This is a genomic window from Kitasatospora sp. NPDC038210, assembly GCF_055600605.1.
Genome location: NZ_JBVJYK010000009.1, coordinates 100,275 through 122,773 on the forward strand (window position 1 = coordinate 100,275; position 22,499 = coordinate 122,773).

At 74.9% G+C, this 22,499-nt stretch carries 23 protein-coding genes; 13 read left to right on the top strand and 10 right to left on the bottom strand.

Annotation, left to right across the window (positions count from 1 at the left end; genetic code table 11):
* Positions 1–7 precede the first annotated feature (7 nt).
* Positions 8–1,387 (bottom strand): MFS transporter, encoded by a 1,380-nt coding sequence (locus tag ACZ7KX_RS19860; RefSeq protein ID WP_470327722.1) that lies wholly within the window; start codon positions 1,385–1,387, stop codon positions 8–10.
* Positions 1,388–1,475: 88 nt separating this feature from the next.
* On the opposite strand from ACZ7KX_RS19860, the gene ACZ7KX_RS19865 reads away from it, so the two are divergent.
* Both ACZ7KX_RS19865 and ACZ7KX_RS19870 read left to right on the top strand, forming a co-directional pair.
* A complete protein-coding gene (locus ACZ7KX_RS19865) occupies positions 1,476–2,003 on the top strand; it encodes a MarR family winged helix-turn-helix transcriptional regulator (protein ID WP_470327551.1) in 528 nt (175 codons plus the stop codon).
* A 95-nt stretch (positions 2,004–2,098) separates the two neighbouring features.
* Positions 2,099–2,719, top strand: a complete 621-nt coding sequence (locus tag ACZ7KX_RS19870) for a hypothetical protein (RefSeq protein ID WP_470327552.1) — start codon at positions 2,099–2,101, stop codon at positions 2,717–2,719.
* 37 nt (positions 2,720–2,756) lie between these two features.
* On the opposite strand, the gene ACZ7KX_RS19875 is transcribed toward ACZ7KX_RS19870, so the two are convergent.
* The gene (locus ACZ7KX_RS19875) at positions 2,757–3,809 is read right to left on the bottom strand and encodes a hypothetical protein (RefSeq protein WP_470327553.1); all 1,053 of its coding nucleotides are present in this window, start codon (positions 3,807–3,809) and stop codon (positions 2,757–2,759) included.
* 205 nt (positions 3,810–4,014) lie between these two features.
* A complete protein-coding gene (locus tag ACZ7KX_RS19880; RefSeq protein WP_470327554.1) occupies positions 4,015–4,497 on the bottom strand; it encodes a nuclear transport factor 2 family protein in 483 nt (160 codons plus the stop codon).
* A gap of 118 nt (positions 4,498–4,615) precedes the next feature.
* On the opposite strand from ACZ7KX_RS19880, the gene ACZ7KX_RS19885 reads away from it, so the two are divergent.
* The 3 genes from ACZ7KX_RS19885 to ACZ7KX_RS19895 all read left to right on the top strand — a co-directional run bounded on the left by ACZ7KX_RS19885 (position 4,616) and on the right by ACZ7KX_RS19895 (position 5,607).
* Complete coding sequence (locus ACZ7KX_RS19885; RefSeq protein WP_470327555.1) at positions 4,616–5,179, top strand: TetR/AcrR family transcriptional regulator; 564 nt, start codon at positions 4,616–4,618, stop codon at positions 5,177–5,179.
* 112 nt (positions 5,180–5,291) lie between these two features.
* Positions 5,292–5,435, top strand: coding sequence for a hypothetical protein (locus tag ACZ7KX_RS19890; RefSeq protein WP_396546206.1), 144 nt, complete (start codon positions 5,292–5,294; stop codon positions 5,433–5,435).
* Complete coding sequence (locus tag ACZ7KX_RS19895) at positions 5,428–5,607, top strand: hypothetical protein (protein ID WP_470327556.1); 180 nt, start codon at positions 5,428–5,430, stop codon at positions 5,605–5,607. The genes ACZ7KX_RS19890 and ACZ7KX_RS19895 overlap by 8 nt, the downstream gene beginning before the upstream one ends.
* Before the next feature lie 7 nt (positions 5,608–5,614).
* On the opposite strand, the gene ACZ7KX_RS19900 is transcribed toward ACZ7KX_RS19895, so the two are convergent.
* Both ACZ7KX_RS19900 and ACZ7KX_RS19905 read right to left on the bottom strand, forming a co-directional pair.
* Positions 5,615–6,928, bottom strand: a complete 1,314-nt coding sequence (locus ACZ7KX_RS19900) for a DUF5685 family protein (RefSeq protein ID WP_470327557.1) — start codon at positions 6,926–6,928, stop codon at positions 5,615–5,617.
* 290 nt (positions 6,929–7,218) lie between these two features.
* Entirely contained in the window at positions 7,219–7,962 is a 744-nt protein-coding gene (locus ACZ7KX_RS19905) for a class I SAM-dependent methyltransferase (protein WP_470327558.1), read from the bottom strand.
* 263 nt (positions 7,963–8,225) lie between these two features.
* Here ACZ7KX_RS19905 and ACZ7KX_RS19910 point away from each other — a divergent pair, with 263 nt between their 5' ends.
* Both ACZ7KX_RS19910 and ACZ7KX_RS19915 read left to right on the top strand, forming a co-directional pair.
* On the top strand, positions 8,226–8,792 hold the full coding sequence (locus tag ACZ7KX_RS19910; RefSeq protein WP_470327559.1) for a helix-turn-helix domain-containing protein: 567 nt from the start codon (positions 8,226–8,228) through the stop codon (positions 8,790–8,792).
* Positions 8,789–10,273: an MFS transporter gene (locus ACZ7KX_RS19915; protein ID WP_470327560.1), complete on the top strand. Its 1,485-nt coding sequence runs from the start codon at positions 8,789–8,791 to the stop codon at positions 10,271–10,273. The genes ACZ7KX_RS19910 and ACZ7KX_RS19915 overlap by 4 nt, the downstream gene beginning before the upstream one ends.
* Positions 10,274–10,372: 99 nt before the next feature.
* On the opposite strand, the gene ACZ7KX_RS19920 is transcribed toward ACZ7KX_RS19915, so the two are convergent.
* Positions 10,373–11,857 (bottom strand): DUF2252 domain-containing protein, encoded by a 1,485-nt coding sequence (locus ACZ7KX_RS19920; RefSeq protein ID WP_470327561.1) that lies wholly within the window; start codon positions 11,855–11,857, stop codon positions 10,373–10,375.
* Between the two features lie 255 nt (positions 11,858–12,112).
* Between ACZ7KX_RS19920 and ACZ7KX_RS19925 the strand changes: the two genes are divergently transcribed.
* Entirely contained in the window at positions 12,113–12,535 is a 423-nt protein-coding gene (locus ACZ7KX_RS19925; protein ID WP_470327562.1) for a ribosomal maturation YjgA family protein, read from the top strand.
* A gap of 7 nt (positions 12,536–12,542) precedes the next feature.
* Here ACZ7KX_RS19925 and ACZ7KX_RS19930 read toward each other — a convergent pair whose 3' ends face one another.
* Positions 12,543–13,325: an SGNH/GDSL hydrolase family protein gene (locus ACZ7KX_RS19930; RefSeq protein ID WP_470327563.1), complete on the bottom strand. Its 783-nt coding sequence runs from the start codon at positions 13,323–13,325 to the stop codon at positions 12,543–12,545.
* A 219-nt stretch (positions 13,326–13,544) separates the two neighbouring features.
* Here ACZ7KX_RS19930 and ACZ7KX_RS19935 point away from each other — a divergent pair, with 219 nt between their 5' ends.
* Positions 13,545–14,438, top strand: a complete 894-nt coding sequence (locus ACZ7KX_RS19935; RefSeq protein ID WP_470327564.1) for an MBL fold metallo-hydrolase — start codon at positions 13,545–13,547, stop codon at positions 14,436–14,438.
* A 248-nt stretch (positions 14,439–14,686) separates the two neighbouring features.
* A complete protein-coding gene (ddaH, locus tag ACZ7KX_RS19940) occupies positions 14,687–15,526 on the top strand; it encodes a dimethylargininase (RefSeq protein WP_470327565.1) in 840 nt (279 codons plus the stop codon).
* A 157-nt stretch (positions 15,527–15,683) separates the two neighbouring features.
* Here the strand turns inward: ddaH and ACZ7KX_RS19945 are convergent, their stop codons facing one another.
* Positions 15,684–16,865 (bottom strand): globin domain-containing protein, encoded by a 1,182-nt coding sequence (locus ACZ7KX_RS19945; RefSeq protein WP_470327566.1) that lies wholly within the window; start codon positions 16,863–16,865, stop codon positions 15,684–15,686.
* 91 nt (positions 16,866–16,956) lie between these two features.
* Positions 16,957–17,400, bottom strand: coding sequence for an RrF2 family transcriptional regulator (locus ACZ7KX_RS19950; protein ID WP_470327567.1), 444 nt, complete (start codon positions 17,398–17,400; stop codon positions 16,957–16,959).
* Between the two features lie 345 nt (positions 17,401–17,745).
* Here ACZ7KX_RS19950 and ACZ7KX_RS19955 point away from each other — a divergent pair, with 345 nt between their 5' ends.
* The 3 genes from ACZ7KX_RS19955 to ACZ7KX_RS19965 all read left to right on the top strand — a co-directional run bounded on the left by ACZ7KX_RS19955 (position 17,746) and on the right by ACZ7KX_RS19965 (position 21,332).
* Positions 17,746–19,359: a beta-propeller fold lactonase family protein gene (locus tag ACZ7KX_RS19955; protein WP_470327568.1), complete on the top strand. Its 1,614-nt coding sequence runs from the start codon at positions 17,746–17,748 to the stop codon at positions 19,357–19,359.
* A gap of 150 nt (positions 19,360–19,509) precedes the next feature.
* Entirely contained in the window at positions 19,510–20,145 is a 636-nt protein-coding gene (locus tag ACZ7KX_RS19960; protein ID WP_350520958.1) for a helix-turn-helix transcriptional regulator, read from the top strand.
* Between the two features lie 56 nt (positions 20,146–20,201).
* Positions 20,202–21,332, top strand: a complete 1,131-nt coding sequence (locus ACZ7KX_RS19965; protein WP_470327569.1) for an aminotransferase class I/II-fold pyridoxal phosphate-dependent enzyme — start codon at positions 20,202–20,204, stop codon at positions 21,330–21,332.
* A gap of 140 nt (positions 21,333–21,472) precedes the next feature.
* On the opposite strand, the gene ACZ7KX_RS19970 is transcribed toward ACZ7KX_RS19965, so the two are convergent.
* A complete protein-coding gene (locus ACZ7KX_RS19970) occupies positions 21,473–22,255 on the bottom strand; it encodes a glucosamine-6-phosphate deaminase (RefSeq protein WP_396546223.1) in 783 nt (260 codons plus the stop codon).
* Positions 22,256–22,499 lie beyond the last annotated feature (244 nt).

Here is a 22,499-nt window from a genome sequence, read left to right on the forward strand (position 1 = left end):
GTGCTGGTCAGGGCGTGATCCGGGCCTGTGCCTGATCCCGATCCTGAACCTGTTCCCGCTCCTGAACCCGGGCCGGTGGCTGTTCGGCCGCCGGCCCGGGCGCGGTTGCGGCCGCGTTGCCGCTCCCGGCTGCGTCGCCGTTGCCGTTCCCGGATGCGGGCCCGGCCGCGGGCCGCGTGCCGTGCCGGCGAACCCCCGGCACGGCGGCCGTGCCCGCGCAGACCAGCGTCACCAGCGCAGCGGCCGCCAGCAGCGGCACCCGGCTGCCCCAGGCGTCGGCGGCCAGCGGGGCCAGGACGTACCCGACCGGGGCCGCGCCCAGCGAGAGCAGCCAGTCGTACGAGGTGACCCGGGCCAGGGTCGCGGCCGGGAAGTCCTGCTGCACCACCGTCGACCACACCGGGTTGAGGAAGCCCAGCCCGGCCATCGCCACCGCCTGCGCGGCCACCACGACGGGCGCCGGCGTCGGGACGGCGAGCGCGAGCAGCGGCAGCCCGTACAGCGCGAGGGCGAGGTTGCCGGCCAGCACCGGGCGGCGCGGACGGAGCCGTCCGGCGATCAGCGAGCCCACCAGCAGGCCCACCGCCCCGGCCTGGGTCACCGCCACCCAGGCGCCGTCGCCGCCGAGGCGGGTGGCGGCGATCAGCGGGCCGAGGGTGAGCAGTACGGCGCTGGCGCCGTTCCAGATCCCGTGGGCGATCAGGCTGGTCCAGTACCAGTCCCGGGCGCGCACCTCGCTCCAGCCCTCGGCGAGGTCCCGGCGCAGCGAGCGCGGTTCGCCCGGGGTGCGGTCGGCCGCGCCGGCCTTGCCGGCGGGTTCGACGGTGAGCTGGGTGAGCAGCGCGGCGCTGAGCACGAAGGAGGCGCCGTCCAGCAGGAACGCCCAGCCGGGCCCCGCGGTGTACACCAGCACCCCGGCGAGGGCCGGGCCGGCCAGGCGGGCGGCACCGCTCGCCGTGCCGAGCAGGGCGTTGGCCCGCAGCCGGTGCTCGCCCGGGACGGTGGCCGCGACCAGCGGCGAGGCGGTGGGCATGGCGAAGGCGGAGGCGGCGCCGCCGACGGCGGAGGCGATCGCGATGTGCGGCAGGCTCGGGTGCCCGCCGAGCAGTTCCAGGCCGACGAGCAGCTGGGCGACGGCCCGCACCAGGTCCGTGGTGAGCGCGACGAGGCGCGGGTCGAAGCGGTCGCCGGTCACGCCGCCGAACGGCAGCAGGAACAGTCGCGGCACCATCGCGCAGCCCAGCACCAGGGCGAGCGCGGCCGAGGAGCCGGTGGCCCGGGTGACGGCGATGGCGAGGGCGGCGGGGACGACGGCGTCGCCGAGGGTGGAGATCGTGCGGCCGAGGAAGAGCAGGCGGAAGCCGGGCAGGCGCAAGGGGTGTTCGATCACGCGGCGCACTGTATTTCGGTACCGAAATTTTGGCAACGAATATTTTGGTGCCTACCCGTTGCCTGGGGGTTTGTAGACTCCTGACATGGCCGAACACCTCCACCAGCACGACACCCCGCCCCGCGACTGGACGGACGGCCACGTCGACCGCTGGCAGCCGGCGCTGCCCGACCTCGACCCGGACATCGAGGCCGCCGTCACCCGGATGTCGCGGCTCACCCGTCACCTCGGCCGGGTCCGCGAACAGGGCGTCGCCGACTACGGCCTGCACAAGCACGAGTTCGACACCCTGCACGTCCTCGCCGGCCTCGGCGGCCACGCCGCCCCCTCCGACCTCCGCGCCGACCTCAACCTCGCCCCGGCGTCGATCACCGGCCGCCTGGAGACCCTGGAGCGGCGGGGCTTCGTCGTGCGCACGCCCTCGACGGCGGACCGCCGGAAGGTCGACATCGAGCTGACGGACGCCGGCCGCGCCGCCTGGCACGAGGCCCTCGACGTGGTCGGGCGGGAGGAACGCCGACTGCTCGGCGTGCTCTCCGCCGACGAGCGGCGCACGCTGGCGGACCTGCTGCGGAAGGTGATGCTGGTCCAGGAGGAGGCGGGGGAGGGTTAGGGCCGGCCGCGCCGGCCCCGGCTCGGCTTCGGTCCCTGCGCCGGCCCCGGCCCGGGGGTCGACCCGGCGGGCCCGGGCCTGGTATCGATAGGGCCGTGCGATTCGAACTTGTGCCGATGCCGGACGGTGTGGGGGCGCGGCCCCGGGACGGGCGGGGGTACCCGGTGCCGGCGATCACGCCGTGGCACGGGGGTGAGCCCCAGTTCGCGCTGACCGACCACGGGCGCAGCGCCAACTGTGCGCTGGAGCGCCGCTGTTCGGTGTGCGGCGGGTTCATGGAGCGCGGACCGGTGTGGCGGGTCGTGGGGCCCGCCGAGAGCGCCGCGATCGCCGGGGCGCTGGCGGAAGGGCGCCCGTACCGGAACCTCGCGCCGACCATGGAGGGCCCCGGGCACCGCGCCTGCATGCTCTACGCGTCGATGGTCTGCCCCTACCTGGCGCGCCCGAACGCCCGCCGCCGGGTGACCGCCGAGGACACGGCCGACGCGCTGACGTCGGCCGCCGTCCGCGGGGCGGCGCGCGGCGGGCTGGGCGCGGTGGTCGGGTTCGGCGACTACGAGTACGCCGTCACCGAGAGCCGGGTGCTGTTCCGCTTCCTCGACCTGGTCGAGTACCTGCCGCACGAGTCGGCCGACGAGCACCTGGCCGAGCTGCGCGCCGAGTTGGCGCAGCCCGGCCGGGTGCGGCAGCCGGGAGCGGGGCCGGCGATCGGGTGATCGCCGCTGCCCGCTCCCGCTCGCGACCGGACCCGGCTCACGGCCGGAAGGCGGGCAGGCCCTTGATGGTGGAGACCTGGGTCGGCGCGGCGGAGCCGTCGGCGGGCAGCGTGCTGACGCCGTCCGGGGTGCGGGCCGCGATGGTCTTGCCGTCGGGGGACCAGGCGGGCTCGGTGTAGTCGGTCGTGGCCGAGGGGGTGAGGTCCTTCTCGGCCTTCTGGTCGAACTGGGTGGAGCGGGTGAACAGGTGGTCGTGCCCGTTCACCGAGCGGACGAAGACCAGGTGCTCGCCGTCGGGGGAGAGGGCGGGCTGGGAGCCCTTGCCCAGGTCGCGGGTCGCGGGCCGGATGTAGTCGTCGTAGATGTACACCTCGCCGGCCGGGGTGTTGGCGTAGGCGATCTCGCCGCGGTGGCCGCCTGCGTTGGCCCAGGTGTTGCCGGTCTGCGGCGGCTGCGGCATGTCCTCGGAGCCGCCCTCGGAGTTGTGCGGAGTGAGCACCTCCGGGGTGGCGCCGGGGGTCTTGGTGGGGACCTTCTCCAGCTTCAGCGCGCCGCCCTTGCTGCTCGCGAAGACGATGGTGTCGAAGCGGTCGAGGGCGCCGGGGACGGTGGTGACGCTGGGATCCGTGGTGGCGTGCTGCCAGGTGGGGTGGGACCAGGTCTCCCCGCCGGGGTTCTTGGCGAGGGTCACCTTCCCGGTGCCGTCCGGGTTGGCGGTCACCAGGTCGCCGTTGCCGTTGACGAACGCGGCCTTCTTGCCGTCGGGGGACCACGCGAGGTCGCGGACGGTGGTGCCGAAGTCGACGGTGGCGCCGTTCATCGCGACGGTCTGGGTGCCCGTGCTGATGGTGAGGTGGTTGGCGGCGGAGGTGCCGTTGACCTCCTTGCCGCCCGGCGCGGGGCTGCCGGGGTGGGAGCCCGTGCCGGGCGCGGCCGTCCCCGGCGCCGCCGAACCGGGGGCGGCGCCGGTCGGGGCCGCGGTGGGACCGGAGTCCGAGCTGTCGGGCCCGCAGGCGGAGAGCAGGACCGCGCCGACGGTGGTCATCAGGGCGATCGCGGCGGCGGTGCCGAATCTGTTGCGCACGGACATTCCAGGTCCCCCTCGGGTGCTGTTCGCTTACGAGAAGGAAGCGTCCCAGGGCCAGGTCAATGACCGGTTCGCGGTGTGTCACAGCCGTGGAACAGTGTGGTCGGGCGCACCGGTTCGGTGTTGCGCCGATGCGCCGACGTGGTGTCAGCCCCCCTTCGCCGGAAGCCCGTCGGAGGGGCGGGGTGGGGCCGGCGGGCTCGGGAGTTCAGAGGCCGAGCGCCGTGAGGCCCGGGTGGTCGTCGGGGCGGCGGCCGGGCGGCCAGTGGAACAGGCGCTCCTCGGGTGTGATCGGCAGGTCGTTGATGGAGGCGTGGCGGTGCGCCATCAGTCCGTCCGGGGCGAATTCCCAGTTCTCGTTGCCGTAGGAGCGGTACCACTGCCCGGCGTCGTCGTGCCACTCGTAGGCGAAGCGGACGGCGATGCGGTCGCCGTCGTACGCCCAGAGCTCCTTGATCAGCCGGTAGTCGAGTTCGCGCTGCCACTTGCGGGTGAGGAACTCGGCGATCCGCTCGCGGCCGGTGAGGAACTCGGCGCGGTTGCGCCAGCGGCTGTCGGGCGTGTAGGCGAGGGCGACGCGCTGCGGGTCGCGGGTGTTCCAGGCGTCCTCGGCGGCCCGGACCTTCTGCCGGGCGGTCTCCTCGGTGAACGGGGGCAGGGGCGGGCGCCGCCCGTCGTGCTGGTCGGCCATGCGTGAACTCCTCGGGACGGGTACTCCACGGGACGGGTACTCGACGAATGAGAACGATCGTTCTCGCGTCAGTGGCTACGATAGGAGAACTATCGTTCTCGCGCAAAGGGCACGGCAGATGGAGCACGAAGACCCGCGGACCCGCATCCTCGACGCGGCCGAGGAGCTGTTCTACGGGCAGGGCATCCAGGCGGTCGGCATGGACGCCGTCCGGACCGCCTCCGGCATGACGATGCGCCGCCTGTACCAGCACTTCCCGTCCAAGAACGACCTGGTCGAGGCCTACCTGCTGCGCCGCGACGGCCGCTGGCGGGAAAGCCTCGCCGTGTACGTCTCCCGCGCCGGCGGACCGCCCCGGGACCAGCTGCTCGCGGTCTTCGACTGGCTCGGCCAGTGGTTCGCCGAACCCGACTTCCGCGGTTGCGCGTTCGTCAACTCCTTCGGCGAACTGGGCGCCACCACGCCCGTGGTGGCGGCCGTCGCGCGGCACCACAAGGAGGAGTTCGCCGGCTACCTCGCCGGTCTGGCCGAGGCCGCCGGTGCCCCGCCCGCCACCGCCGTGCACCTCACCCTGCTCGCCGAGGGCGCCATCACCACCGCGGCCGTCCACGGCGACCCGACGGCCGCCGCCGACGCCAAGGAGGCCGCCCGGCTGCTGCTGGACACGGCCCTCGCGGGCTGAGCCGGTCGCCTCGGCCGGAACGGGCCCCGGGCCCCGGGCCCCCGGGTGGGGCCGGGGCCGGCTCCAGGGGACGTTTATCGGCCATTGATCGTCGCCGCCTAGCCTCGGGCGCATGGACGACAGAACGGCCGAGTGGCCGGGAGCAGCGCCCGAGGGGCGGATGACGGAGCAGGACACCGAGCGGTTCCGGCAGTTGTTGGCGAGTTTGGAGCACTCGCTGGCGGCGGACCGGGAGGCGGCGGGGCGCGATGCCTGAGCTCGCCGAGTGGCGCCCGGTGGCGGTGGTTCCGCTGTGGCGGCGCGGCGAGGGCGCGGGTGAGCGGGCGGAACGCGAGGGCGTGGACCGGCCCGGGGTGCTGCGGGGGCACCCCGGGCCGGCGTCGGTCGATCAGGAGGGGGCGGCGGGCGCCGCGGCCGACATCGGCTGATGGGAGGTCAGCAGTCGCAGCCGCAGTCGCACCCGTCGCACCCGTCGCATCCGTCACAGCAACTGCAGCAGTCGCCGCACCCGTCGCACCCGCTGCAGCAGTCACAGCAGTCGCAGCAGTCGTGCCGCTCGCAGAAGCCCTTGCGGCGCTCGCGGCTGAACGGGTCGTTGTGGTCGCAGCAGAGCAGTTGGCACGTGCAGGCCATCAGCGCCCACACCGCGCACCCGGCGAGCAGATTGCGCGGGTGCGGCGGCTTCGAACCGGGCGGGGTGAAGCCGGGGCCCTGCGGCACCCACGGCGGCATCGGTGCGCCCGGGTCCTGGCCGGGTGGTGCCTGGTGGGGCGGCGCCTGGTGCGGGTGGTCGGCCGCGGCGCCACCGGCGGGGCCGTGCCCGGTGCCGTGCCCGGTGCCGTGGTCCTTGTCGTGCCCGGCGCCGGCCTTGGTGCGGCAGCTCGCCGCGTGCCGGGCTCCGAAGACCCGGTCGACGGCCTGCTCGGTCTCGTGCGCGAGCAGGACGTGGACCAGTGCCCGGTCGCTCAGCTCGACCTCGCCCAGCGCGAGCCGGATGCCGTGGACGGCGTCCCGGCACAGCCGTTCGGCCTCGGCGCGGTCGGTGCCGGTGGCGGTGAGCGGGTTCCAGGCGCCGGAGGCGGCGTCGGCGGCCTGGTCCTCGGCGGCGTCGAGGAGGTGGGCCAGCCGGCCGAACAGCCGCCCGGCCTCGGCGAGCGGGGCGGCGTTGCCGGGGCGTCCGGCGATCACGGCCGTGTGCGCGAAGGCGGCGGCGGTGGCCGTCTCGGTGGGCTCGGTGACCAGCAGGACGGACCCGCCGGGCTGCAGCGATCGCTCCAACTCGCCCTGCCGGGAGGCCGCTTCGAGCAGGACGGCGGTGTCGAAGCCGACCGTCGAGGCGCTGCCGGCGCTCTGCCGGTCCCACCGCCGGGTGACCGCGCGGGCCCCGGCGGCGACCGGGCGGCGGGCGAAGACGCCGTCGCGGTCCTCGACGTGGTCGCGGATCTTCACCGAGGCGAGGGCGAGCGAGACGGCGGCGGCGAGCCGGGCGCCCTCGCCCTTGGCGACGGAGGCGGTCCGCATGCCGCGCAGCGGGCACGGCCCGGCCGTGCGTCGCCAGGAGGAGTCCTCCCGGGCGGCCTGGGCCTCGACCAGGACGGAGATGATCAGACCGTCGTAGTTGGTGGCGGTCCGGGCGAGTTGTCCGTGGTCGTCGCGCAGTGCGAGGCAGAGCCCGCACAGGTGGGCCATCCAGGAGGTCTGCAGCCGTTCCGACAGCCGGTGCTTGCACGGTCTGATGATGCCGAACACGATCGTCCCCGTCCCCCTCGCGCTGTGGCCGCTGACCGGCCACGATTCGCCGCACATCATATGATCAGCGGCGCGCCTGGGCCGAGCCCGCGATGAGGCCCTGTCCCGGTCGAGGGCCGAGCCCGGTCAAGGGCCGAGCCCCGGTCGAGGGCCGAGCCCCGGGGATCAGGAGGCCCCTGGGCGGGTGGCCGGTTCCCCGGCGGGGACGATCGTGCCGGCGGGAGCTCCGGGTTCGCCGGGTTTCCCGGCACTTCCGGCACTCCCGGAGCTCCGGGCGGTCCGAGCGGTCGTCAGGCGCGGCAGCGCAGCATCTCCAGCGGCGGGTACGCGAGGAGGTCCGCCCAGAAGTCCTCGCCGTACTCGCGCAGTCCGGCCTCGGACACCTGCAGCGGCACCCACTCCAGCCCGCCGAACCCGGCGGCCCGCAGCGACTGCTCGTAGACCTCGCGGCGCGGGGCCGTGGCGACGATGCTGATCGGCTGCGGGTCGAGGAGCGCCGTGACCCGGATCCGCGGGCCCGTCTCGCTCTCCTCGCCGAGCGGCTCGCAGCGGAACCCGTACGTCTCCAGGGACGGACAGTCGAACCGGTAGTCCGGGTTCTGGGCGAGCAGGAAGAACTCCCCGCCGGGCACCAGGTTCCGGTGGACGTTGCGGCACATCCGCTCCATCTCGGCGACGGAGCCCGCGTAGTTGAGGCACTGCACGCCCAGGGCGACGTCGAAGCGCCGGTCGAGCGGCTGCAGTTCGGCGACGTCCCCGACCTCGTAGCCCACGCCCAGCGGGTCGCACTGCTCGATCCCCCGGGCGGCGGCGATCATCTCGCCGGAGATGTCGACCCCGAACACCTCCGCGGCGCCGCGCCGCTTGAACTCCCGGCTGTAGAAGCCGGTGCCGCAGGCCAGGTCGAGGACCGACCTGCCGCGCACGTCCCCGACCAGGCCCAGGAAGCTCGGCACCTCGCCGAAGCGCATCAGGGGCAGGGACTTGAAGCCCTCGAACGCCTCGCCGATCCCGTCGTACTGCTGCACGCCCATCGCGTCGTCCTTCCGTCGGATCCGTGGCCCCGGCCGCGTCGTCGGGACGGGCAGCGGCCCCTGGCGGGCAGTCAACCGCACGCCAGCCGGGGCGCCGTACTGGTCGAAGCCACAAAGATGGGCGGCGTCCGGGGCCGGTCGGACGGGCGGGAGTACGGGGCCGGACGGCCAGGCGGACGGACGGGGCCGGCGTCGCCGTGTCGCCGAGCCGGCCCCGGGATATCCGGGGGAGTGGATCCCATATCCGGGATAGCATCGCGAATATGGGAATCGAAACGGCCGTCGACGAGCGGCTGGCGCAACGGCTCGCCGAGCTGAGGCTCGAACGCGGGTGGACGTTGGAGGAGTTGGCGCGGCTGGCGGACATCAGCCGCTCCACGCTGTCGCGGGTGGAGCGGGCGGAGGTCAGCCCGACGGCGGCGCTGCTCGGGCGGCTGTGCGCCGTCTACGGGCGGTCGATGTCGCGGCTGCTCGCCGAGGTGGAGGCGGCGGGCCCGGCCGGGCTGGTGCGGGCCGGGGAGCAGCAGGTGTGGCGGGACGACAGCACCGGCTTCGTGCGCCGTTCGGTCTCGCCGCCGCACGGTTCGCTGCGGGCCGAGATCATCGAGGGGCGGCTGCCCGCCGGCGCCGACATCGCGTACGACCGCGCCTGCACGCCCGGCCGGGAACACCACCTCTGGCTGTTCGAGGGGGCGTTGGAGCTGACCGTGGACGGCGCGGCGCGGCTGCTCGCCCCCGGCGACTGCCTGCGCTACGTCGGCGCCACCAGCCGTTTCCGCAGCCTCGGCCCCGGCGACGCCCGGTACGCCCTGGTGGTGGTCGAGCCGTGAGCGCCACCGGCCCGATAGCCGAGCAGCGCTTCGACACGGCCGGGCGCCGCGTCCTGCTGGTCTGCGTCGCGGGCGGATTCACCACGCTGCTCGACCAGTCCGTGCTCAACACCTCCATCCCCGCGCTGCGCGAGAGCCTGCACGCCGGGCCCGCCGACCTGCAGTGGATCGTCGCCGGGTACTCGCTCGCCTTCGGCCTGGCGCTGGTCCCCGGCGGGCGGCTCGGCGACGTCAAGGGCCGCAAGTGGTTCTTCGTCTCCGGGCTCGCCCTGTTCACGCTGGTCAGCCTGGTCTCGGCGACCGCGACCGAGCCCGCGGTGCTGATCGCCGCCCGGCTGGTGCAGGGGGCGGGCGCGGGCCTGGTCAACTCCCAGATGATCGGTACCCTCCAGGACGTCTTCGAGGGCCAGCTGCGGGCCCGCGCCCTCGGCATGTACGCCGTCACCGGAGGGCTCGCCTTCGCCCTGGGCCCGCCGATCGGCGGCGCGGTGCTGGCGGCGGCCGGCCCCGAGCACGGCTGGCGGCTGACCTTCCTGCTCAACGTGCCGTTCGGCCTGGCCACCGTCGCCCTGGCCGCCCGTCACCTGCCCAGGCCCCGCCCCAGCACCCGGCACGCCGATCTCGACCTGGTCGGACTGCTGCTGGTCGGCGCGCTCACCCTCGCCCTGATGCTGCCCTTCGTCCGGCCGCCCGGCTGGACCGGCTGGGCGGCCTTCGCGACCGCCGCCGTCCTCCTGCTCGGCGCGCTCGCCGGGTGGCAGCGCCGCTACGCCCGCTCCGGCGGCCACCCGCTGATCCACCCCGCGCTCACCCGCTCCGCGCCGTACGCGCTCGGCACGGCGACGGCGATGGCCCAGTTCGGCTCCTCGCTCGCGGCGTCACTGGTCCTGACCATGTTCCTCCAGGACGGCCTCGGACTCTCCCCGGTGGGTGCCGCGCTGGTCGCGCTGCCCTCCGCCGTCGCGATGGGCGTGGCCTCCGCGCTCGCCTGGCGGGTCGTCCAGCGCTTCGGCCGGCGCACCGTCACCGTCGGCATGACCGGCTCCGCCCTGGCCATGCTCGCCGGCGGGCTGGTCGCGCACTGGGCGTCCGCCGCCGTCCTGCCCTGGCTGCTGGCGCTGCTGCAGCTCCTCGGCGGCGCCTCGATCGGCCTGATGGGCTCCACCAACCAGGCCTTCGTGCTGCGCCACGCACCCGCCGAGGCGGCCGGGGTGAGCGGGGCGATCCTGCAGATGGCGCAGCGGATCGCGGCGGCCGTCGCCGTGTCGGCGCTGTCCGGCGTCTACCTGCGGGAGACCGCCGGGGGCGGCGGGCACCGCGCCGCCTACCTCACCGCGAGCACGGTCTGCGCGGCGGTGGCCGGCGTCGCCGTGCTGGCCTCGGTCCTCGCGGGCCGCGCCACCGCGCGGGAGCGGCACGAGGAGGAGCGGCACGGGGAGGAGCCGGTCGCGCTGCGCCCGGGGCGAACGCCGGTCCGCTGACCGGCCCGCGGTCCGTACGGTGGTCGCCATGACCGACGTACGGACCGTGGACCTGCCCGGTGTGACGCTCACCTACCGTGAGAGCGGGCAACGGAGCGGCTACACGCCGTGCTCGACGGGCAGCCGCCCGCTGCGCACCGCCGTGAGCAGGTCGGCGTGGTCCGCCTCGGTGCGGTCCGCGTAGGCGACGGCGAAGGCCGCGACCGCCTCGTCCAGCGCCTCGCCCTTGCCGCAGTACCCGGCCAGCAGACCGGGGTCGGCGGTGTGGGCGTGCGCCCGGGCCAGCAGCGCGCCGGTGATCCGCGCGTAGTCGTCCAGCTGCGAGGGCTGCAGCGCGGCCGGGTCGACGCTGCCCTTGCGGTTGCGGAACTGCCGTACCTGGTAGGGGAGCCCGTCAACGGTCGTCCAGCCCAGCAGGGTGTCGCTGACCACCTGCATGTGCTTCTGGCCGAGCACCACCCGACGGCCCTCGTGGCCGTCCTGCTCCGCCTGCGGCAGGTACGGCAGCAGCGCGGACGGGCGGGCCTCCTTCACCTGCAGCACCAGCGGCTGGTCCCGGTGGTCGGTGAGCAGCACCACGTACGAGCGGGTGCCCACGCTGCCGGTGCCCACGACCCGGAACGCCACGTCCTGCACCCGGTACCGGGACAGCAGCGTGCGCACCTCGGCGGGCACCGTCTCCACGTACGCGCCGAGCGCGTGGGCGACGGCCCGGGCGGTCGCGTCGGTCACCTCGGTGAGCACCGGGGGAGCGGCCGTGAAGCGCCAACCGCCGTCCGGCGTGCGGGTGGTACTGCGCGCCGCGAACTTCGCGCTGGTGTTGCCGAGCGCCTTGGCGCCGACCTTGCGCAGCACGTCCGCGAGGTCGTGCGCCTCGGCGAAGGACACCAACTGCTCGTCGGCGACGGCGTTCCAGGCGTCCAGGGCGGGCAGCTTGGCGAGCGTCCGCATGGTCCGGCGGTAGGAGCCGGCCGCGTGCTCGGCTGCCTCGCGCGCGGTGCTCTCGCGCGCGCCGGTCTCCCGGGCGGCCAGCACCAGGCTGGCGGCGAGCCGTTTGAGGTCCCACTCCCAGGGGCCGTGCACGGTCTCGTCGAAGTCGTTGATGTCCATGACGAGCTGGCCGCGCGCGTCACCGTACAGCCCGAAGTTGGCGGCGTGCGCGTCCCCGCACAGCTGGGCGCCGACCCCGGTCACCGGTGTGCCCGCGAGGTCGGCCGCCATCAGGCCGGCCGATCCGCGCAGGAAGGCGAACGGCGTGGCGGCCATCCGCCCCACCCGGATCGCCACCAACTCGGCGATCCGGCCGGCGTTCGACGCCTCAAGCGCCTCCACGGCCGTCGGCCGCCCGGCGGTGACGGCGAACTCCGCGTGCCGCTCCCGGGGCAGCCGCGCCCGCAGCTCCTTGCCGCGCTCCCGCGCCTGCCCGTCCTGGGCCGGGGCGAACCCGGCCACAGCGAACCCGCGCCGGGCCCGCCCCTCCGGGCCGCCCGCACCCGGCGCACTGCGCTGCGCCACGACTCCCGGCCCCCCGCCCCGGCCCCCCGCCGCTGCTCCCGGCTCCGCCCCGTCCACTGCCTCGGTCATCCGCGCCACCGCGCCCCGCCCGTCCCTTCCGGTCCTTACCCGCCCGCGACCTGCGCGGATGGTGATTCATCGGGGGGAGTGACGTCCGGGGCCGCGCGGTGGTTCCGGCCGGGCGGGTGGGGTTGGCCTCGCCCCCGGACCGGCGGCCGCACCGGCCCGCTCCGGCTGCTCTGCCCGCCCTGCCCGCTCCGCCGGGCCCGAGCGCGTCGGGTGGTGCGTGCGGCGCCCGGTCGGGCGGCCGGTAGCGTGGGCCGGATGGACGATCTTCGGGGGAACCTGCGTGCGCGTACGGCCGCAGGCGCAGCAGCAGTGGTGACGGTGGCCGCGGGCCTGGGCGTGCGGGCGGTGGCGGGCGGGGACGTCACCAAGTACGCGGGGGACGCGCTCTACACCGTCCTGCTGTACTGCCTGGTCCTGCTCGCCGCTCCGCGGGTGCGCCCCGTCCGGGCCGCCGCGTGGGCGGCCGGGCTGAGCTGGGCGGTGGAGCTGTTCCAGCTCACCGGCCTGCCGGACGCGTGGGGCCGCCGCAGCGTCCTGGCCCGGCTCGTCCTCGGTTCGACGTTCAACCCGCCGGACCTGCTCTGGTACCTGACCGGCGCGGCCGGTGCCGCGCTGCTCCACCGGGCGGCGCGGGGTGTGCGTCCCGCGGCGGCCGGTGGAACAGCCCGACAGGGCTGACGATCCGTCAGAGCGGCATCAGGTCGGGCCGCTTGGGCTCGACGTGGTCGCCCGAGGACTCGCCGCGCAGGCGCCGGCCGACCCACGGGATCAGGTGCTCGCGGGCCCACTGGATGTTCTCGCGCCGCTGGTCGGCGGAGGTGAGCACGGGGGCGTCCGGCCACGGCGCCTCCGGGTCCTGCCCGGTGGCCAGGCCCAGCGAGCGGGCGGCCAGCAGGGCGACCCGCTGGTGGCCCTCGGGGGACAGGTGCAGGCGGTCCTCGCTCCACGCGCGGCGGTCCTGCACCGCGCGCAGCGACCAGAGGTCGGCCACCTTGCAGCCGTTGCGGTCGGCGACGGCCCGCATGTGCCCGTTGTAGGTGGCGATCTTGCCGCGCAGGTGCTTCAGCAGCGGCACGTCGCGGGTGTCGAAGCCGGTGCAGATCAGCACCGTCCCGGCGGATTCGGCGAGTTGGACGACGGCCGCCTCGAAGCGCTCGGCGACCTCGTCCGGGTCGGCGCCCGGCCGCAGGATGTCGTTGCCGCCGGCGCAGAAGGTGACCAGGTCGGGCTGGAGGCGACGGACCTCCGGCACCTGCTCGGCCGTGATCTGGTCCAGCAGCCGGCCGCGCACCGCGAGGTTGGCGTAGCGGAAGTCGCCCGGCGGACGCCCGTCGGCGAGCATCGCGGCCAGGCGGTCGGCCCATCCGGCGAACCTGCCGTCGACACCGGGGTCGTTCAGGCCTTCGGTGAAGCTGTCCCCGAGGGCGGCGTACGAATTGAGGTCGAGGGTCTCCTGGAGGTTCGGCATGAAAGAGATAGTTCACCTAATCAAGTGACCTACGCCACCGTAGGTGACCGTGGCGGCACGTGAGATGGACCACGTGCCCTCGTCGGCCCCGCGCGGCGGCTCAGAGCGCCGTGCCCGGCAAAGCACAAGGACCGTCCCCCCTTCCGCTTTCGGGCCCGTGCGGCCGATGCTTCGAGGGAGCGGCCGCCCCGGCCGCCGTCCTTCTGGGGGAAGACATCCATGGCCACGAACCCGCGTTCCGACGTGCCCGAGAACTGGTCGATCGACGGCCGCTGCACCAACTGCGACGCCGCCCGCCAGCTCGCCCCCGACCTGGTGCGCGAGCACGCCGGCCGCTCCGAGCTGGTCCGCCAGCCGCGCGACGAGGCCGAACGCCGACAGCTGCTGGCCGCCGCCCACGCCTGCCCGACCCGCTCCGTCCGCCCCGGCTCCGGCCGGCTCGACCCGGCCGACGACCCCTTCCCGCTCGCCCTCGACGACGGCGTGCTGCTGCTCGGCCACAACTCCCGCCTCACGGCGGGCGCCAACTCCTACCTCTGCCGCCGCCCCACCGGCTGGGTGATGGTCGACACGCCCCGCTACAGCGAGGAGCTCGCCGCCCGCTACGCCGCGCTCGGCCCGGTCACCGACGTCCTGCTGACCCATCGTGACCACGCCCGGCACGGCCGGGAGTACGCCGACCGGCTCGGCGCCCGGCTCTGGATCCACGAGGGCGACCTCGACGCCGCCCCCGACGCGGACCGGGTGCTGCGCGGCACCGAGCCGGTGGAGGTCGGGTCCGGCCTGGTCGCCCACCCGCTCCCCGGCCACACCCGCGGCAGCGTGCTGTTCGTCGCCGACGAGCGGTACTGCTTCAGCGGCGACAGCCTGTACTGGTCCCGCACCACCGGGGACGTGGAGGTGCACGAGGCCATCACCTGGTACTCGATCGAGGAGCAGGCGGCCTCGCTGGAGCGCAGCCTGGGCGTGCTCCGCTTCGAGTGGCTGCTCCCCGGGCACGGGGAGCGCCGCCGGATGCCCGCCGAGGAGGCGGACCGCCGGCTGCGCTCGCTGGCCGAGCGCTGCCGGAAGCTGCGGTCGGCGCCGGTGGACTTCGCCGCGGTCCGCTGGTAGCGGCCCCGCGCCGCCGCAGGGGGCGGGCCCCGCGGCGCCGCGCAGACCGCGGTCCGCGTGGCGGACCCGTCGGTAGCGCCGGAGGACCCGTGCGCCGGTGCTCGCGCCGGGTGCGCGGGGGCGTGCGTCCACCGGGGGCGCCCGCGCTGGTGTGCGAACGGTGCCGCCGGGGCAGCCGCCTCTGCAACAGAGAGGTGTTCCGTACCGGCGGAACCCCGAGCTCCCCGCGATCCAAGGACGGTTGAGCCATGCCCACGCAGACCCCGGAGCGCACCGCCCGGCCGCGGCGCTACCTGATGTGCAGGCCGACGCACTTCACCGTGGACTACGCGATCAATCCGTGGATGGATCCGTCCCGGCCCACCGACACCGCGCTCGCGCTCCGCCAGTGGGAGCGGCTGTACTGGACGTACCGCAGCCTCGGCCACACCGTCGAGCTGATCGACCCGCTGCCCGGCCTGCCCGACATGGTCTACGCCGCCAACGGCGCGACCGTGCTGGACGGCCGGGTGCTGGTGGCGACCTTCTGCCACCCGCAGCGCGCCGCCGAGTCGGACGCCTACCAGGCCTGGTTCCGGGCGCGCGGCTACCGCGAGGTGCGCCGCGCCGGGCAGGTCAACGAGGGCGAGGGCGACCACCTGGTGGTGGGCCGCCGGGTGCTCGCCGGGACGGGCTTCCGCAGCTCCCGCGCCGCGCACGCCGAGGCGGGCGAGCTGTTCGGCGTCCCGGTGATCAGCCTGACCCTGGTCGACCCGCGCTTCTACCACCTGGACACCGCGCTGGCCGTGCTCGCGGACGACCACGTCATGTACTACCCGGAGGCGTTCGACGCCGACAGCCGCGCCGCGCTGCGCACGCTCTACCCGGACGCCGTCCTCGCCGACCGCGCGGACGCCGAGGCGTTCGGGCTCAACGCGGTCTCGGACGGCCGTCGGGTGCTGCTGCCGGAGACGGCCAAGAACCTGGCGGGCCGGCTCGCCGACCACGGCTACGAGCCGATCCCGGTGGACGTCTCCGAGCTGCTGAAGGGCGGCGGCGGGGCCAAGTGCTGCACCCTGGAGCTCAGGCCGGCCCCGGCCCCCGCGTGAACCGGCCCGGCAGGGTCTGATGCCGTGTGGAACCCGGAGCGGTACGGAACCCGAAGCCCGCAGGGAACCCGCAGCACTGCGGCACCGGCCCGCCCGTGCTCGTACGGGCGGACCGGCGCCGGTGCGGGGAGCCCCGGTCAGGCCGGGGTTCCCGGGATCAGGCGCCGAGCCAGAGGTCCGGGCCGAACACCTCGTAGTGGATGTCCGCCGCCGGGACGCCCGCGGTCAGCAGCTGCTCGCGCACGGCGCGCAGGAAGGGCAGCGGGCCGCAGAGGTAGGCGGTGGTGCCGGCCGGGATCTCGACGGAGGCGAGGTTCACCAGTCCGGTGCGCTCGGCCGGCCACTCGCCGAGCGGCTGCTCGTAGAAGACGTGGGCGGTGGCGTTCGGCAGCTTGGCGGTCAGCTGCTCCAGGTCGGCGCGGAAGGCGTGGCTGAGCTGGTCGCGGTCGCCGTGCACCGAGACGATCCGGCGGGTGGAGCCGGTGGCGGCGAGGTGGTCGAGCATCGCGGTCATCGGGGTGTTGCCGATGCCGGCCGAGGCGAGCAGGACCGGGCCGTCGCCCTCGGCGAGGAAGACGTCGCCCATCGGGGCGGAGAGCTCGACGGTGTCGCCGGTGCGCAGGTGGTCCTGGAGGTGGCCGGAGACCTCGCCGCCGGCCTCGCGCTTGACGGTGAAGCGCAGCGCGCCGTCGGCCCCGCCGGAGAGGCTGTACTGGCGGATCTGCCGGGCGCCGTCGGGCAGTTCGGTGCGCACGGAGACGTACTGGCCGGGGCGGAAGGCCGGCACGGGGCGGCCGTCGGCCGGGCGGACGAGGTAGCTGGTGACGCTGTCGGTCTCCTGGTAGCGGGTGACCACGGTGTAGGGGCGCCACAGGTCGGCCGGGTCGCCGCCCGCGGCGGCCTCGGCGCGCAGCCGGCCTTCGACGGCGATCAGCGCGTTGGCCATCAGCCAGTAGACCTCGTCCCACGCGGCGGCGACCTCGGGGGTGACGGCCTCGCCGAGGACCTCCACGATCGCGGCGAACAGGTGCTCGTGGACGATCTTGTACTGATCGTCGGCGATGCCGACCGAGACGTGCTTGTGGGCGATCCGCGCGAGCATCGCGTCGGGGCGCTGGTCCGGGTGGGCGATCAGCGCGGTGGCGAAGGTGGCTATCGACCCGGCCAGCGCCTGACGCTGGGTGCCGTTGGCCTGGTTGCCGCGGTTGAAGAGGTCGCGCAGCAGCTCGGGGTGGGCGGCGAACAGCCGGTCGTAGAAGCGTGGGGTGATGTCGCCGATGGCGGCGCCCACGGCGGGCAGGGTGGCTTCGATGACCTCGGCGGACTTCGCGGACAGCATCGGTCGGGCTCCTAACTGGTATCTGAGATTCGTATTTAAGGCCGTACGGTACCGAGCGACCGCAGGGGCGCGGATCGGCCGGTGGGGTGGGTCAGTCGGTGGGGCGGATCGTGAGGCTGAGCAGGACCGGTCCGGTGGGGGCGGCCACCAGGTCGTCGATGCAGTACGGGTCGAGCGTGGCGAAGAACGCCTCCTGGGCGTTGCGCAGCACCCCGCGCAGCCGGCACGCGGCCCGCAGCGGGCACGGCGGGTCGTCCTCGCAGCCGACCACGTCGCCGACGCCTTCCAGCTCCCGCAGCAGCAGTCCGAGCGAACCGGTCCGCCCGGCGAAGGTGATCATCAGCCCGCCGCCGCGACCGCGCCGGGCCTCCACCACGCCGAGGTGCTGCAGGCGGCTGACCACCTTCGCCGCGTGGGTGTACGGCACGCCGACCGACTCGGCCACCTCGCGGGTGGTCGGGGTGTCGCCCTCGCCGAGGACCGCCAGCCGCATGGCGATGCGGAGGGCGATGTCGGTGCTCTTGGTCAGCCTCACGTTCGAAACGCTATCGAATGCGACTCCACAATTCCAATTTTCTGCACGACCCCGACCGGGGCGGTCCGGAAGCTGCCCGAAGAACCGGTCGAATCTGAACAGTTGGCGACATTAGCGGTCACTCCCTGACGGGTGGTCAGGGCGGCTTCTACGCTTCGTGCGGCCCGGGGCCCGCCCCGCGCGTGACGCACGGCACAGCCGCACCACCCGTACCGCACCACCCGTACCGAGCAGCACCCTTGCCGCCGACCGCCGACCGCCGACCGCCGACCGCCGACCGCCGACCGCCGACCGAACGGAGAGACCGTGAGAACACGACGAGCACCCCGTCGAACCCCGACGGCCGTGACCGCGATAGCCGCGGCCACGGCCGCACTGCTGTCCCTGCCCGCCACCACCGCCGGAGCCGCCGCACCGCCGCCGGCCGTCACCGCCCAGGTGCCGGTGGCCCCCTACCCGGCGGGCGTCGCCCTGACGCCGGACGGCGGCCACGCCTACGTGACCAGCCAGAGCAGCGGCACCGTGAGCGTCCTGGACACCGCGAACAACACGGTGTCCGGCAGCTTCACCGCCGGCACCGGCTCCTACGCGGTCGCCCTCTCGCCGGACGGGCACCGCGCCTACCTGACGCACCACCTGGACAACACGGTCAGCGTCGTGGACACCGCGACGAACACGGTGACCGCGACCGTCCCGGTCGGCACCCAGCCCTGGGGCCTCGCCCTCTCCCCGGACGGCTCGCGCGCCTACGTGAGCAACGCCTCCGCCAACACGGTGAGCGTGCTGGACACCTCCTCGAACGCCGTGACCGCGACCGTCCCGGTCGGCGCCGAGCCGCACGGGCTGGCCCTCTCGCCCGACGGCAAGCGGCTGTACGTCGCGGCCTCCGGCGACAAGGCGGTGAACGTCGTCGACATCGCGGGCAGCGCGGTGAGCGCCACCGTTCCCGTAGGCCACAGCGCCTTCGGCCTGGCACTCGCCCCGGACGGCAGCCGACTCTGGGTGGCCGACGGCGACGACAGCACGGCCGCCGTGATCGACACCGCGGCGAACGCGCTCCTCGGCACCGTCCAGGTCGGATCCGGCCCGTACGCCGTCACCGTCGCCCCCGACGGCGCGACCGCGTACGTGTCCGACTACGCCGACAACACGCTGAGCCTCGTGGACACCGCCACCCGCACCGTCACCGCGACCGTGCCGGTCGGCGCGAGCCCGTACACCCTGGCGCTGGCCGCCGACGGGCGGCACGGCTACCTGGCCGACTTCGCCGGCAGCGCCGTTCAGGTGCTGAACTTCCCGCTGCCCGTACCGGCCGTGACCGCGATCGCCCCGAGCAGCGGCTCCGGGACGGGCGGGACCGTGGTGACGATCACCGGCACCGACCTGAACGGCGCCACCGCGGTGACCTTCGGCGCGGCCGGCCCGGCCACCGCGTTCAGCTGCACCAGGACCAGCTGCACCGCGACCGCCCCCGCCACGGCCGTGACCGGACCGGTGGACGTCCGGGTCACCACACCCGGCGGCACCAGCGCGGCCGTCGCCGCCGACCGCTTCACCTACGCCGCGCCCAGCGCCCACCTGGCCGTGGCGCTCACCGCGACCCCGGTCACCCAGCTGCTCGCCAGCCGCGTCGACTACACGGTCACGCTCACCAACCAGGGCCCCGACCCGATCACCGCGGCCACCGTCACCGCCGGCCTGCCCAGCGGCCTGACCGCCACCTCCACCGACTGCACCGTGGCCGTCGGGAAGCTCACCTGCACGCTGGCCACCCCGCTCGCCAAGGGCGCGACCGTCACCCGGCACTTCACGATCCAGGTCGGAGTGCTCTCGCTGATCCGCAGCTGGGACGTCACCGTGGCCCGCACCGCGGGCGCCCCCGCCGACCCGTCGCCCACCACCAGTCGGGACACCCGCAGCTGCTCCTCCGTCCTCGGACTGTCGATCACCTGCACGTAGCACCAGCCTGCACCCGGTACCCGCCGTCGGACCGCGGCGCGGAGGCCCTGCCGGAACCCGGGAGTCCTGCCGGACCCCCGGCCCGTCCGGCGGGGCCTCCGTCGTCGGCGGTCCTGGACGAAGTGTCCGGGCCGGACGTACAGTCCGAACATGCCCTCGGAGAACCCCGACCCGCGCGTCCGGACCTTCGCCCCGGCCTGCCGCGCGGTGGCCCTGCTGCTCGGCCCGTACGCCGAGGTGGTGCTGCACGACATCGCCACCGACCGGGTGCTCGCCATCTGGAACCCGATGACCCCCCGCGCCCCGGGCGACCCGTCGATGCTCGGTGAACTGGACGAGGTCGACCCCACCGCCCCCGACGTCTACGGCCCGTACGAGAAGGCGCTGCCCGACGGCCGCCGGCTCTCCGCCGTCAGCGCCGTGCTGCGCGACGACGCCGGACAGCCCTCGGCGGTGCTCTGCGTCAACCTCGACCGGGGCCCGCTGGAGCAGGCCGCCGCCCTCCTCGCCGGCTTCGCCGCCCCCAGCGCACCGCGCCCCGAGCCGCTCTTCGAACGCGACTGGACGGAGCGGATGAACGACGTGATCGCCGGCCACGCCCGCGCCCGGGGGCGCCCGCTGGAGCGCTTCACCCGCGAGGACCGGCTGGCCGTGCTGCGCGAACTCGACCAGGCCGGGGTGTTCGCCGTCCGCCGGGCCGTCCCGGTCGTCGCCACCGCGCTGCGGATATCCCGCTCGACCGCCTACAGCCTGCTCGCCGAGCTCAAGCACCCCGCCGGCCCGTAGGACCGCAAGGCCCGACGGCCCCGCAGCACCCCAGGCCCCAGGAAGGAACGGCCCCCATGCCCCAGCTCCCCGACTTCCGGCTCGAAACCCACCTCTCGCGCTGGGAGTTCACCGCCCCCCACCACCTCACCGCCTCCGACGCCCAGACCATGACGATGGCCGAGCTGCTCGCCCTGGCCGGCCCCGAGGACCGCGAGGCCTGGGACACCCTCGCCCTCGGCTACACCGAGACCTTCGGTGACCCCGGGCTCCGCCGGGCGATCGCCGGGACGTACGAGCGGGTCGACGAGGACGACCTGATCTGCTTCGCCGGGGCCCAGGAGGGGCTCAACCTCGCCATGCAGGTGCTGCTCGAACCGGGCGACCACGCGGTGGTGGTGACCCCCGGCTACCAGTCCGCCGAGACCGTCCCGCTCTCCCTGTGCGAGGTCACCGGCGTCGCCCTGGACGACCGGAGGGACTGGGCGCTCGACCTCGACGCCGTCGAGGCGGCGCTGCGCCCGAACACCAGGGTGCTGTCGGTCAACTTCCCCAACAACCCCACCGGCGCGCTGATCGACGCCGCCGACTTCGCCCGGCTCGTCGAACTCTGCGACGAGCGCGGCATCCGCCTCTTCTCGGACGAGGTCTACCGCGGCCTGGAGCGGGATCCGACCCGCACCCTGCCGCAGGCCGCCGACCTCTCCGAGCGGGCCCTCTCGCTCAACGTCACCTCCAAGTCGCTCGGCCTGCCCGGCCTGCGGATCGGCTGGATCGCCTGCCGGGACCGCGAGGTGCGCTCCCGCCTGGAACGGGCCAAGCACTACACCACGATCTGCAACTCGGCGCCGAGCGAGGTGCTGGCCCGGATCGCGATCACGGCCCGCGAGCGGATCCTGGCGCGCAACCGCGGCATCATCGCCGAGAACCTGCCGCTCTTCGACGCCTTCTTCGCCGAGTTCGCCGACCTCTTCGAGTGGCGGGCCCCGGACGGCGGCTGCGTCGCCTTCCCGCGCTACCTCGGGGCGGACGGCGTGGAGGACTTCTGCGCCGGGCTGGTCGAGCAGGCGGGCGTCATCCTGCTGCCCGCGAGCACCTTCCGCTCCGAACTGACGCCCACCCCGACCGACCGCTTCCGCCTCGGCATCGGCCGGCGCGACCCGGGCCCGGCCCTGGAGGCCTTCGCCGGCTGGCTCCGCGAGCGCTGACCGGCTCGGGCCCCGGCGGGCGGCGCGCGGCGGACCGCCGCGCCCCGCACCGGCGTCCGCGTGCGAACGAGCCGGGGTGCCGGCCACCGAGGGGATCGGTGGCCGGCACCCCGGCCGTCACGGCTGCGCCGCGGGAGCGCTCAGAGCTTCTGCCAGGACGGCTTGGCCGCGTAGGTGTCGCGGAAGTAGTCGGCGAGCTTGAGGCGGGAGGCGGCGGCCTCGTCGACCACCACGGTCGCGTGCGGGTGCAGCTGGAGCGCCGAGGCGGGGACGACGGCGGACAGCGGGCCCTCGACGGCGAGGGCGACGGCCTCGGCCTTGGCCTCGCCGGTGGCGAGCAGCACCAGGTGGCGGGCCTCCAGGATGGTGCCGATGCCCTGGGTGATGACGTGGTGCGGGACCTCGTCGATGCTGTCGAAGAAGCGCGCGTTGTCCTCGCGGGTCTGCCGGGTCAGGGTCTTGATCCGGGTCCGGGAGGCCAGCGAGGAGCAGGGCTCGTTGAAGCCGATGTGGCCGTCGGTGCCGATGCCGAGCAGTTGGAGGTCGACGCCGCCGGCCTCGGCGAGCGCACGGTCGTAGGCGGCGGCCGCGCCGGCGATGTCCGCCGCATTGCCGTCCGGGCCCAGGAAGGAGTCCTCGGTCAGGCCGAGCGGCTCCACGACCTCGCGCAGCACCACGGAGCGGTAGGACTCCGGGTGGCCGGCCGGCAGGCCGACGTACTCGTCCAGCTGGCAGATGCGCGCCCGGGAGGCGTCCAGCCGGCCGTCGCCGACCCGGGCGGCGAGGGACTGGTAGATCGGCAGCGGGGTCGAACCGGTCGCCACGCCGAGCAGGGCGTCGGGCTTGTCGGTCAGCAGATCGGTGATCGCCGCGGCGATGAGTTCGCCGGCCGCCCGGGCGTCTGGGACGATCACGATTTCCATACTGGGTCCACCGTTCTGAGGCGCGTCTGAGGTCTAGACCTCCGAGGTCTAGACCAGTTTGCCGTGAACGGGTGCCCCAGGTCCACCCGGGGCCTGGTCGGAGCCGGTCCGTGGCCTGCTGTTCTCCCTCCGGACTCCGGGGTGTGGACTCCGGGTGGTGGGGGTGGTGGTGGCCGGATGGTGGGTGGCCGGGCCCCGGCGCGGGGTCTGCGTGTCGGCCTGGACCGGGCCCGGGCGTCGGACC